At 73.2% G+C, this 11,276-nt stretch carries 7 protein-coding genes and 1 pseudogene; 5 read left to right on the top strand and 3 right to left on the bottom strand.

What is annotated here, in order from left to right; genetic code table 11:
* The first annotated feature begins 67 nt into the window (after positions 1–67).
* A complete protein-coding gene (locus tag Aut01nite_RS15940) occupies positions 68–2,671 on the top strand; it encodes a winged helix-turn-helix domain-containing protein (RefSeq protein ID WP_052164481.1) in 2,604 nt (867 codons plus the stop codon).
* Between the two features lies 1 nt (position 2,672).
* Here the strand turns inward: Aut01nite_RS15940 and Aut01nite_RS15935 are convergent, their stop codons facing one another.
* Entirely contained in the window at positions 2,673–3,131 is a 459-nt protein-coding gene (locus Aut01nite_RS15935; protein WP_236643123.1) for a DUF7144 family membrane protein, read from the bottom strand.
* Between the two features lie 321 nt (positions 3,132–3,452).
* Here Aut01nite_RS15935 and Aut01nite_RS15930 point away from each other — a divergent pair, with 321 nt between their 5' ends.
* On the top strand, positions 3,453–6,050 hold the full coding sequence (locus tag Aut01nite_RS15930) for a winged helix-turn-helix domain-containing protein (protein WP_239124601.1): 2,598 nt from the start codon (positions 3,453–3,455) through the stop codon (positions 6,048–6,050).
* 151 nt (positions 6,051–6,201) lie between these two features.
* Here the strand turns inward: Aut01nite_RS15930 and Aut01nite_RS15925 are convergent, their stop codons facing one another.
* Positions 6,202–6,756 carry a hypothetical protein gene (locus tag Aut01nite_RS15925; RefSeq protein ID WP_161790748.1) on the bottom strand — a complete coding sequence of 185 codons (555 nt, stop codon included), beginning with the start codon at positions 6,754–6,756 and terminating at the stop codon, positions 6,202–6,204.
* A gap of 169 nt (positions 6,757–6,925) precedes the next feature.
* Here Aut01nite_RS15925 and Aut01nite_RS15920 point away from each other — a divergent pair, with 169 nt between their 5' ends.
* Positions 6,926–7,498, top strand: a complete 573-nt coding sequence (locus tag Aut01nite_RS15920; protein WP_161790747.1) for an HdeD family acid-resistance protein — start codon at positions 6,926–6,928, stop codon at positions 7,496–7,498.
* A gap of 42 nt (positions 7,499–7,540) precedes the next feature.
* Here the strand turns inward: Aut01nite_RS15920 and Aut01nite_RS45120 are convergent.
* Positions 7,541–8,371: pseudogene (locus tag Aut01nite_RS45120) on the bottom strand (YhjD/YihY/BrkB family envelope integrity protein); the annotation flags it as partial.
* 52 nt (positions 8,372–8,423) lie between these two features.
* On the opposite strand from Aut01nite_RS45120, the gene Aut01nite_RS15910 reads away from it, so the two are divergent.
* Both Aut01nite_RS15910 and Aut01nite_RS15905 read left to right on the top strand, forming a co-directional pair.
* Positions 8,424–10,397 carry a phage holin family protein gene (locus Aut01nite_RS15910; protein ID WP_043532034.1) on the top strand — a complete coding sequence of 658 codons (1,974 nt, stop codon included), beginning with the start codon at positions 8,424–8,426 and terminating at the stop codon, positions 10,395–10,397.
* Positions 10,398–10,410: 13 nt separating this feature from the next.
* Positions 10,411–11,247 (top strand): class II glutamine amidotransferase, encoded by an 837-nt coding sequence (locus tag Aut01nite_RS15905; RefSeq protein ID WP_043532032.1) that lies wholly within the window; start codon positions 10,411–10,413, stop codon positions 11,245–11,247.
* Positions 11,248–11,276: the final 29 nt, after the last annotated feature.

Genomic DNA, 11,276 nt, shown 5'->3' with positions numbered 1-11,276 from the left:
ACGACTCTGAACGAGGAGATCGAACAAGGCGACTTTTCTGGGGGTAGCCGACGTGTCGACTGAACCGATGAATGATCCGGACGCTTCGCTGCTCGCTTCGAAGTTCGCCGTTCCGGCGGCACCGCCGTTCATGGTGGCCCGGCCGGCCCTGATGGACCGGGTGACCGCGGGTGTGCAAGCCCCGGTCACCCTGGTCACCGGCGTGGCCGGCAGCGGCAAGACCCAGCTGCTGGCCTCCTGGGCGCGCAGCCGGGCGGTGGACTGGCCGATCGCCTGGATCACCCTCGAACACGGCGACGAGCAGGCGCCGACGTTCTGGACCTATGTGGCCGAAGGGCTGCGCCGGGCCGGTGTGGCGGTTCCGGCGATCACCGGCGGCGTGGTCGGCCGTCCGGTGCTCAGCCGTCTCGCGGCGGCTGTCGGGGAACACCCCACACCGGTCGTCCTGATCCTCGACGGCGCCTCCCAGCTGCCTGGCCGGGACTGGGCGACCGGCCTGGACTTCCTGATCAGCCACGCCGACCGGCTGCGGGTGGTGCTCACCGGCAGGTGGGACCCGCCGCTGCCGCTCTACCGGTACCGGCTGGCCGGCGAACTGCACGAGCTGCGCACCGCCGACCTGGCGTTCACCCCGGCCGAGGTGGCCCGGCTGATGCGCCTGCACGGCGTCGAGCTGGGCGAGCCCGAGGTGGCCATGCTCGTCGAGCACACCGAGGGCTGGGCGGCCGGGATCCGGCTCTGCGCCTGCGTGCTGCAGGGCGACGTGGACACCGCGCGCCTGGTCGGCACGATCTCCGGGGACGAGTCCACGATCGCCGAGTACTTCATCGGCGAGGTGCTGCGCCGGCAGCCGCCGGAGACCCGGCGGTTCCTGCTGGAGACCAGCGTCCTGGACACCTTCACCCCGGAGCTGGCCGCCGCCGTCACCGCCCGGCCCGGCGCGTCACGCATGCTCGCCGAACTGACCCGGGAGAACGCGTTCATCCAGCCGGTCGCCACCGGCAGCACCCTGTACCGCTACCACCGGCTCTTCGCCGAACTGCTGCGCGCCCAGCTGGCCTGGAGCGAACCCGACGAGGTGGCCCTGCTGCACCAGCGGGCCGCGATGTGGCTGGCCGCCCACGGGCACCTGGCCGAGGCGGTCGGGCACGCGGTCCAGGCCGGCGACTGGGCCGGCGCGGCCGGCATGGTGATCGAGGACTACGCGTTCGGCACCCTCGTCCTGGAAGGGGGATCCGGCCGGCTCGGCGCGCTGTTCGCCCGGATGCCCGATCACCTGGAGTCACCCGAGGCGGTGATGGTCCGGGCGGCCATCGCGTACGGCGACGGCGACCACCATCGGGCCGCCGAGCAGTTCACCTACGCCAGCAAGCTGCTCAGCATCCGCGGCAGCAACTGCGGCGACGGTCTGACCGTGTCCTGCTTCCTGATGCGGCTGCTGCTGCTCGCCCACGGCGCCGAACCCGAGCAGGTCGCCCACCTGGCCCCGGTCGCGCAGACCTTCCTGGCCGTGGCGCCGGAACAACGGCTGGCGCGTCATCCCGAACTGCGGATGCTGCTGCTGGCCGCCGAGGGCGCGGCTCGCAGCGGCAGCGGCGCCGTCGACGAGGCGGTCACGGTGCTCACCGAGGCGGCGGCGATCGCGCCGCCCGGCGCGGAGACGGTGCGGATCGGCTGCCTGGAACACATCGCGCTGCTGGAGGCGTACCGCGGCCGGCTCGGGCGGGCCGAGACGGCTGCCCGCCAGGCGAACGACCTGGCCGGCCAGTGCGGGCTGGACCGGGGCCGCCGGCCGGCCGGCGCCGAGGTGGCGCTGGCCTGGGTGGCCCTCGAACGCTACGACATCGAGGCCGCCGACCGGCACCTGCGCGCCGCCCAGCCGCACTGCGGCCCGAACGCGACCGGCCCGGCGCCGGCGGCGTTCGCCCTGGTCCGGTCCCGGCGGTTGCAGACCCGCGGGGAGTTGCGGCAGGCCGGGACGGTGCTGGCCGCGGCCGCCGAGAACGGCGACGCGGCGCCGCGCTGGCTGAGCCGGGAGATCCGGTTGAGCCGGGCCCGCCTGCTGATCGCCGCCGGGCGGCCGGCTGACGCCGAGGAACTTCTGGTGGGGTACGCCGAGACGGCCGGCCCCGACGTGTCGGTGGCCCGGGCCGCGCTGCTGATGGCCCGGGGGGACACCGCGGCGGCGTACGCCATGGCACGGGCCGTGGCCGACGCGGCGGGCGTGCCGGCGCCGGTGGCCCTCGACGCGTGGCTGCTGCTGGCGATGCTGGCGGCCGGCCGCAACGACGCCGCCGAGGCCCGGGAGGCGCTGCGGCGGGCGCTGCGGGTGGCCGCCCCGGAGTCGTACCGGCGGCCGGTGCACCAGGTGTGGAGCGATCTGCGGCGGCTGTTGCGTGACGACGGCGCGCTCACCGAGCAGTACCGCAACCTGGGCGTGCCGGCCACCGGGACGTCGGTCGCCGAACCGGTGGTGGTCGAGTCGCTCAGCAGGCGGGAGCTGGACGTGCTCCGCGGGATGGCCGACATGCTGCCGACCGAGGAGATCGCCGCGTCCATGTACGTCTCGGTCAACACCGTGAAGACCCACGTCCGCAGCATCCTGCGCAAGCTGTCCGCGTCCCGGCGCAACGAAGCGGTGCGCCGGGCGCGGGCGATGCGCTTGATCTGACTCAGGCGTGCCGGTGGCGGCGCAGCTCGCCGCCGTGCGCGCAGAGTCCGTAGATCACCAGGAGCTGACCGCAGATCATGATGCTGAACCAGAACGGCGAGTTGGCCAGGAGCAGGAAGCTGACCAGGGCGGCCGCCGCGGTGAACAGGACGGCGATGATCCTGGCCCAGATCAGCCCGCGCAGCACGCCGACGCCGGCCGCGATGCTGATCAGGCCGCAGATCAGATGACCCCAGCCCCACGCCGTGGCGTCCAGTTCGAACAGCATGCCGTCCCCGGTGACCATGTAGGCCTGGTCGCGGGCCAGCGCGGTGATGCCCTCCACCAGCTGGGCCGTGCCCAGGCAGAGCAGCATGATCCCGCCGAACACCGCCAGGCCGGCGCCGCCGGACATGCCGGCCGAGCCGGGCGTGCCCGGTGGGGTGCGGCTCCCGGGGGCGGCGGGGTGGTCGATCGTCATCGAGGTCCTCCTTCGTCGATCCGTCCGGGTCAGCGTGCGGCCCACCGGGTGGGAGGCGCCTCGTGCGGGGCGGATGAGAAGCACGGCGAAACATGCAACTTGCACGCTGGGGAAACTCTTTGTTCCCCGGTGCGCGCGAATACCGGCTGTTGTCGTCCCTGAACGGATTGTGTTTCCGTGACCGGGACGGCTGGGGGCGGTCGTTTCTTTTTCACGAGGGCAGCGGGTCGGGGTCACCGCACGCGAAGCGGTGCGATCCGGCATGCCCGCCGGGGTCTTGGGGGATGGACAATGCAGGAACGTGTCACCGGCCGTGCACCCGTGGCGATACGGGTCCAACACATCGGCCCGCCCCGGCTTCCCGCCGGGCTGATCTGGCGGGCCCGCCTCGCCGAGACTCTCGACACCGGGGTACGGCGGGCCGCCACCACGATCTGCGCCGGGCCGGGCTGGGGCAAGACCGCGCTGGCCGCCTCCTGGGCCGCGGCCCGCTCGATGTCCGGGCCGGTCGCCTGGCTCACCGCCGGCGCCCAGCACAACCAGCCGTACGCCTTCTGGTCCGATCTGATCCTGGCCCTGCGCACCGCCGGCGCCATCCCATCCGGCCTGCCCTTCCCGGACGCCGGCCCCCGCAACGGCGACGAGCCGGCTTTCCGCCGCGAGTTCGGCGCGGCCGTCACCGGCCTGACCACCCCCGTCGCCGTCGTCCTCGACGACCTGCACGAGATCACCGACCCGCGCGTCCTCAACGGGCTCGGCGGCATGCTCGGCCACCTCGCCGAGCGGATGCGGTTCGTGCTGATCACCCGCCGCGAGCCGGCCCTGCCGCTGCACCGGCTGCGGGCCGCCGGCGACCTCACCGAGATCCACGCCGGCGACCTCGCGTTCCGGGCCGACGAAGCCGCCGCCCTGCTCGCCGGGCGAGGCCGCGGCCGGTCCCCGGAGGCGCTCGCCGCCCTGGTGCGCCGGACCGAGGGCTGGGCCGCCGGGCTGCGCCTGGCCGCCGACAGCACCGACCCGGCCGCCGCCGACGAGGACGTCGAGGAATACCTGCTCCGCGAGGTGCTGCCCGGCCAGGACGACGAGGTCCGGCGATTCCTGCTGCGCACCAGCATCCCGGACCGGATCTGCGCCGAACTCGCCGACGCCATCACCGGCGGGCACGACGGCCGCCGGATGCTGGAAGAGCTCACCCGGGCCAACCTGTTCGTCAAGCGGTCCGGCGACGGCCGGTGGTACCGCTACCACCCGCTCTTCCGGTCCGCCCTGCGCCGCCGGGCCGCGCTGCGCTGGCCCGAGGCGCCGCGCCGGCTGCACCTGGCCGCCGCCCACTGGTACGAGAAGAACGGCAACGCCCTGGCCGCGATCACCCACGCCGCGGCCGGCGAGGACTGGGAACTGACCGCCCGGATCGTGGTCCGGCGCGGCCTGCCGCTGTTCGTCTCCGCCGACCTGGCGCAGTTCGTCGGCGTGCTGCGGCGCATCCCGCCCGAGATGCTCCCGGCCACGGCCGAACTCGCGGTGTGCGCGGTGCTGCTGGCGTACGCCCGCGGTGATCTCGTGGGGGTGCAGCGCCGCATCACCGCAGCCCGCGCCATGCTCGCCGGCCGCGGCGACATCGCCCGGTCGGAGATCGGCGCGGCGCTGAGCGTCCTGGAGAGCGCCGCCGTGATCCGCTGGCAGGGCGACATGCCGTACCTGCACCAGGCCGCCACCGACCTGCTCACCGAACTGGCCGGGCTGACCTGGGACCAGTCGCCGGCCCTGCTGCAGTACCGCGCGATGACCCTCAACCAGAAAGCCGCGGCGATGCTGTGGAGCGGCCGGTTCGACCACGCCGACCGCTATCTGTGGGCCGCCGCCACCGCCGCCCGGACCGCGGACGTCCCCTACTTCGAGATCAACTCGTACGCGCTGCTCAGCCAGCTCGCCGTCTTCCAGGGCTCGCTGCGGGAAGCCGCCGAACACGTGGCGACCGCCCGCGGCATCGCCCGCCGCATCGACGCCGAGGGCCGGGCCGCGATCGGACCGGCCTACCTGGCCGAAGCCCTGATCGAATCGGAACGCGGCCGGGAACCCGAAGCCGAGGAAGCCCTGCGCCGGGCCCTGCGCGCGCTCGGCGAACTCCCCGAAGCGGCCCAGGCGATGATGGCCGGACTGGTCCGGGTCCGGCTGACCCTGGACCGGGGCGAGGTCTCCGGCGCCCGCGCCCTCCTCACCCAGCTACGCGCCGAAGCCGGGCCACTGCTGATCGCGCCGCAGGTGGACCGCCTGTTCGACCTGGCCGCCGCGGAGATCCGGCTCGCGATGGGCGACCCGCACGCGGTCCTGAGCCGGTACGCCGGCCGGTCCCCGCTGTCCGCCGCCGAACAGCTCTGCCTCGCCCGCGCCCACCTCGCCACCGGCGACCTCGGCATCGCCGAGATCCTGCTCGCCCGGGTCCGGGACGGCGCCGACCGGATCTCCGCCGTCGGCGCCTGGATCTTCACCGCCCTCACCGCCGACGCGCAAGGCCGCAGCTCGGTGGCGAGCGACGCCCTCGGCCACGCGCTCGCCGCCGCCGAACCGGAACGGATCCGGCGGCCGTTCCACCGGTTCGACGCCCAGCGTGTGCTCGTCCTGGCGGAACGCCAGCAATGGCTCACCGAACTGCGCGGGGCAGCCGGCGACGGGGTGCTCGCCGAGATCACCGGGGAGCTCCCGCTGGTGTCCGCGGCGGCGCAGTCCGGGCCGCTCAGCGAACGTGAAGTGGACGTGCTGCAGTACCTGCCGACCGTCCTGACCGCGGCCGAGATCGCCGAGAACCTCGGCATCTCGGTGAACACGGTGAAGGCGCACATGCGCTCGATCTACCGCAAGCTCGGCGCGGCCCGCCGCCGCGAGGCCGTCATCCAGGCCCGCCAGTCCGGCCTCCTCTGACCCCCTTCGGGGCGTGTCGGTTTGGGGCGCGCATGACGGCCGTATTTCACACGCTGTCGGGTGTGTGGGTTTCGGGCGCGCATGACGGCCGTACTCCACACGCTCTCGGGTGTGTGGGGTCGGGGTGCGTGTGACGGCCGGGGGAAGGGTTCTACGGGTTGGTCACGGCGGCCAGGGTGACGAACGCGACGGGCACGCCGAAGAGGACGAGCCACACCCACAATGCCGGTCTGCCCCGCTTCTGCCACACCCACACCAGCACGGGCGCCAGGATGACGAGGTCGACGAAGAGGGCGAAGAATCCCAGCGCCATTCCGTGCCCGAACTGCTCGCCGGGCCCGGTGGTCGCGACCGCTTCGCCGTCCGGCAGGTAGAAGAGCCCGAACGCCAGCAGCAGGACGGTGAACCCCGCTCCCAGCCGGCGCAGGAGGGTGTTGAGTCGCCGGTAGCAGACGGCGAAGAGCGCGCACCAGACGGCCGGGAACAGCGCCGTCGCCAGCCCGGACAGGGTCAGCGCCACCGGGGTGCAGGTGGTGACGGCGCAGGCGAGTTCTCCCGAGCCGTCGCGGACCCGCAGTCCGTAACCCACGACGACCCACGCCATGGCCAGGAATGCGGCGGCGCCCGCCACGACCACCAGGCCGGCCCAGCGCGGGCCCTCGTTCACCCGCTCGACGGGGCCGTGTCCGTCACGCCGATCACTCATCGACGCGAAGCGTACCGGCCGCCCGCCATACGCGGTGCGCCCGGCCGGTCCGGCAGTACTCGCCGCATTCCTTCCCCTCGCTCGTGCCCACCGGCGGCCGGCGGTGGGTTCGGGGGATCACTCGTGTGGGGTGATGTCGGGGTGGTGCGGCGGGCCGGACGCTGGGGGCATGACCGATGTCGCAGAGCCGTGGCCGGGTGTGGCCACCGAATTCCGCAAGCAGCCGTTCCCCTGGTGGACCCTGCTGGTCACCGGCCTGTTCGCGGTGCTGCTCGGGCTCGCCGTGCTGATCTGGCCGGACATCTCGCTGCGGGTGATGGCCGCGCTCACCGGCGTCTGGCTGCTGTTCGGCGGCCTGGCCCGGATCGTCGCGGCGTTCCTGCCGACCGGCGCCGGTGTCGGGCGGAGTGTGCTGTCCGGCATCGTCGGCATCGTCGTGCTGATCGCCGGCCTGCTCTGCCTGCGGAACCTGGTGACCGGGCTGGCGGTGCTGGCGCTGGTCTTCGCGACCACCTGGATCCTCAGCGGCCTCGCCCTGGTGCTGGCGGCGGCGCCGGCGCGCGGGCCGTCACGGGCCGCGCTGGTGATCGTGGGCGCGATCTCGATCCTGGCCGGGGTGGTCTTCGTCGTCACGCCCGCTCTGTCGCTCGGGACCCTGATCCTGATGACGGGCGCCGGCAGCATCGTGGTGGGTCTGGCCGAGGTGATCCTGGCTTTCGTGATCCGGCGGGACCAGGGCTGATCCCGGGTTCTCCGTGGAGGTCAGGATTCCGCCCAGGACGGCGGTCAGGAGCAGGCAGAACGACAGTATATAGAGCCAGCCGATGTAGGTGAAGGCCAACCCGATCGTCCCGTACCGGTCGGCGCTGGACTGCAGGGCGCGCGGCAGATAGACGGCGCCTGCCGCCCGTACCCCGATCATGGCGACGGCGAAGAGCCCGCCGGTCATCAGCAGTTTCGGCCACGGCACCACCGGCCCGAGCAGGATCCGCGGCAGCGCGACGGCCAGTGCGAGGTCGGCCAGGACGGTGAGCAGCACGGTTCCGGCCCGGGGCGCGGGCAGCATCCCGACCAGGCCGTTGAGCAGCCGGATCACGATGAGGAACGCGGCGAGCATCAGCACCGAGCCGATCTGCCATCCGGTCGCTGCCGCTCCGGCGCGGCGGCCGGGGACGGTCCACACCGTCCGGTACGCCCGGACCAGCGCCCGGGCCAGCCCGGTCGCCGACAGGATCACGATGAGGCAGCCGGCCACCCCGAACGCGTTGCTCTGCCGGTCGCTCAGCGCCTCGTCGAGGAGCCGGGCGCTGACGTCCGGCATCCGGAGCAGGCCGTGCAGATCGTCCCGGAGGCCACTGCCGGCCAGCGCGCCCAGCATGATCAGCAGCGGGAACACCGACGTGAACGCCTGCGCCGCGAGGGTCATCGACCGGTCGAAGATCTGCACCCGGACCAGCTCGCCGGCGGTCCGCAGCAGCACCGCCCCGGTCCGGTGCCCGAGCACCAGCGCGGCCCGTGGGCGCAGCCACCGCGGCACGGCGTCCAGCACCCTCGGGGTCAGGTCATCGGGCTCGTTCACTCTGCCATGGTCGAGGCCGGGTCCGGGGCGCGGCATCATCCGGCACGGATGGGGACCGGCCCGGCCGGGCGGCCGGACACTGGCTGCCATGACACGCGCCCTGGTGACCGTGGTTCTCGGCGTCGCCGTGACGGGCGCCGTCATCGGTGTCCTGCCCGGCATCTCCGCCGACGACGCCTGGGCGGTGCTGGCCGCCGCGATCCTGCTCGGGCTGATGGGCGCACTGCTGCGCCCGCTGCTGGTGACGTTGCTGTCGACGGCCGGCTGGGTCGCGGTGCTGTTCGGCTGGCTGGTCACGCAGGCCCTGCTGGTGTGGGCGGCGCTGCACCTGACTCCGGGTGTGCACGTGGACGGGTTCTGGCCGGCGTTCTGGGCGTCCTGGCTGGGCGCGGTCCTGATGAGCATCGGGTTGTGGTTGATCACCGCGGGCCAGCCGGGCGCGGCCACCCGGCACCTGCTGCGGGTGAACCGGCATTTCCGGCGCAGTGTGCCGCCGATCAGCACGCCGGGCCTCCTGATGATCCAGATCGACGGGCTGTCGGCGCCGCTGGCCCGCTGGGCGATCGAGGCCGGCAACCTGCCGACCCTGGGCCGGTGGCTGCGGTCCGGCGGGCACACCTTCACCGAGTGGCACGTGGAGTTGCCGGCGACGACGCCGGCCAGCCAGGCGGGGCTGCTGCACGGCGCGAGCGACCGGGTTCCCGCTTTCCGGTGGTACGAGAAATCCGCCGGCCGTCTCGTCGTGACGAACCACCCGGAGGACAGCGCTCTCGTCGAGTCCCGCTGCTCGAACGGCAGGGGTCTGCTCGCCGAGGGCGGGGTGAGTGTGAGCAACGTGTTCTCCGGGGACGCGCCGACCTCGCTGCTGACGATGAGCACGGTCCCGCGGCGGCGTACCGGCCCGGCCCGGTACCTGAGCGCGTACCTGCTCGACCCGTTCGGCCTGACCCGGTCGCTGGTGCTGACCGTCGGCGAGATCGTCAAGGAGCTGCATCAGGCGCGGCGGCAGCGGCTGCGGCAGGTGCAGCCGCGGATGCGCCGCGACTGGCGGTACGTGCTGCTGCGCGGCGCCACCAACGTGCTGCTGCGCCACCTCAACGTGGCGATCCTGGCCGAGCAGATGATGCGGGGCGCGCCGTCGGTGTTCTGCGACTTCGTCGACTACGACGAGATCGCGCACCACGCCGGCCCGGCCCGGCCGGAGGCGCTGGCCGCGCTGGAGGGCATCGACCAGGTGCTGGCGACCCTGGAGGAGGTGGCGGCGGCTGCGCCCCGGCCGTACCACTTCGTGATCCTCTCCGATCACGGGCAGAGCCAGGGCGCGACGTTCCTGCAGCGGTACGGCCTGCGCCTGGAGGAGCTGATCCGTCGGCTGACCGCGACCGCCGCGGAGACGGCGGGCGGGTCGGGGGACGCCGAGCAGCGCGGCCGTTCCGGGGTGCTGCGCGCCGGGATCCGGAGCACGGCGCCGGAGCCGGAGGCGGAGACGGCCACCACGGGGGAGCGGCCGGAGATCGTGGTGGCGGCCGGTGGCAACCTGGCGCTCGTCTACTTCACGCAGCTGCCCGGCCGGGTCACCCTGGAGGAGATCGAGGAGCGGTATCCGGCCCTGCTGACCGGGCTGACCGGGCATCCGGGCATCGGCTGGGTCCTGGTTCGGTCCCGGGTGGACGGGCCGGTGGTACTCGGCCGGGCCGGCCGGCGGTGGCTCGCCGGCGACCGGGTGGAGGGCCTGGACCCCCTGCTGGGGTACGGTCCGCACGCCGCCTCCGACCTGCTGCGCCACGACGGCCTGGAGCACACCGGCGACCTGGTGATCAACAGCCTGTGGGATCCGGTGGCGCAGGAGGTGGCCGCGTTCGAGGAGCTGATCGGATGTCACGGCGGCCTGGGCGGCTGGCAGAACCGGGCGGTGCTGATCCATCCGCGGGCGCTGCCGGGCCCGAGCGGGATCGTCGGCGCCGACCAGGTGCACCGGGTGCTGTGCGGCTGGATGGAGAAATCCGGCTGCCGGGGCGCGGCCTCATCCGCCGAGGGTGAGCCCCGATGGGCGGTCCGATGACCACGATGACGCCATGTGTCGCTGGCTTGCGTATTCCGGGTCGCCGATCCGGCTCGAGGAGTTGCTCTACCGGCCTCGGTTCTCCCTCATCGATCAGAGCCTGCACTCCCGGATGGGGGTGGAGACGACCAACGGCGACGGGTACGGGGTCGGCTGGTACCCCGTCGACGGTTCCCCCGAGCCGGCGCTGATCCGTGGCGTCGGCCCGGCCTGGAACGACGCCAACCTCCGGGAGATCGCCCGGTCCATCTCGTCCCCGCTGTTCCTGGCCCACATCCGGGCCAGCACCGGCACTCCGGTGCAGCAGACCAACTGCCACCCGTTCCGGTACGCCAACTGGCTGTGGGTGCACAACGGCTCGATCCGGGAGTTCGCCCGCCTGAAACGGGACCTGGTGATGGCGGTGGACCCGAAGCTGTACTCGTCGATGGCGGGTTCGACCGACTCCGAGGTGATGTTCTACCTGGCCCTGACGTACGGGCTCCGGGACCGGCCGGTCGCCGCGGTGGAGCGGATGGCGGGTCTGGTCGAGTCGACGGCCCGTGAGCACGGCGTACCCGATCCGTTGCAGATGACCGTGGCCACCACCGACGGTGACCGCACCTGGTGTTTCCGCTATTCGAGCGAGAGGCGCAGCCGAACGCTGTTCTACAGCACCGCCATCTCCGCCCTCCGCACGCTCTACCCGGATCAGAAGATGCTGCACGGGCTCTCCGAGGAGACCCGGCTGATCGTCTCCGAGCCGCTCGGTGAGCTGGAGGGCGCCTGGCAGCCGGTGCCGGAGTCCAGTTACGGCGTGATTCAGAAGGGCGACGACGAGCTGGGCTCCTTCGAGCCGTCGATGCCCTGATCCGAGATTCGTTCATCCGGCGCGAGTGA

It is taken from the genome of Actinoplanes utahensis (genome assembly GCF_016862455.1).
Classification (GTDB): domain Bacteria; phylum Actinomycetota; class Actinomycetes; order Mycobacteriales; family Micromonosporaceae; genus Actinoplanes; species Actinoplanes utahensis.
The sequence above is the reverse complement of the archived record's forward strand: the minus strand, read 5'-3'. Positions and strand labels throughout refer to the sequence as shown.

Excerpts from the sequence above, each read along its gene's own strand:
- Aut01nite_RS15940 (WP_052164481.1), top strand. The coding sequence starts at position 68 with ATGAATGATCCGGACGCTTCGCTGCTCGCTTCGAAGTTCGCCGTTCCG.
- Aut01nite_RS15935 (WP_236643123.1), bottom strand. The coding sequence starts at position 3,131 with ATGACGATCGACCACCCCGCCGCCCCCGGGAGCCGCACCCCACCGGGC.
- Aut01nite_RS15925 (WP_161790748.1), bottom strand. The coding sequence starts at position 6,756 with ATGAGTGATCGGCGTGACGGACACGGCCCCGTCGAGCGGGTGAACGAG.
- Aut01nite_RS15920 (WP_161790747.1), top strand. The coding sequence starts at position 6,926 with ATGACCGATGTCGCAGAGCCGTGGCCGGGTGTGGCCACCGAATTCCGC.
- Aut01nite_RS15910 (WP_043532034.1), top strand. The coding sequence starts at position 8,424 with ATGACACGCGCCCTGGTGACCGTGGTTCTCGGCGTCGCCGTGACGGGC.
- Aut01nite_RS15905 (WP_043532032.1), top strand. The coding sequence starts at position 10,411 with ATGTGTCGCTGGCTTGCGTATTCCGGGTCGCCGATCCGGCTCGAGGAG.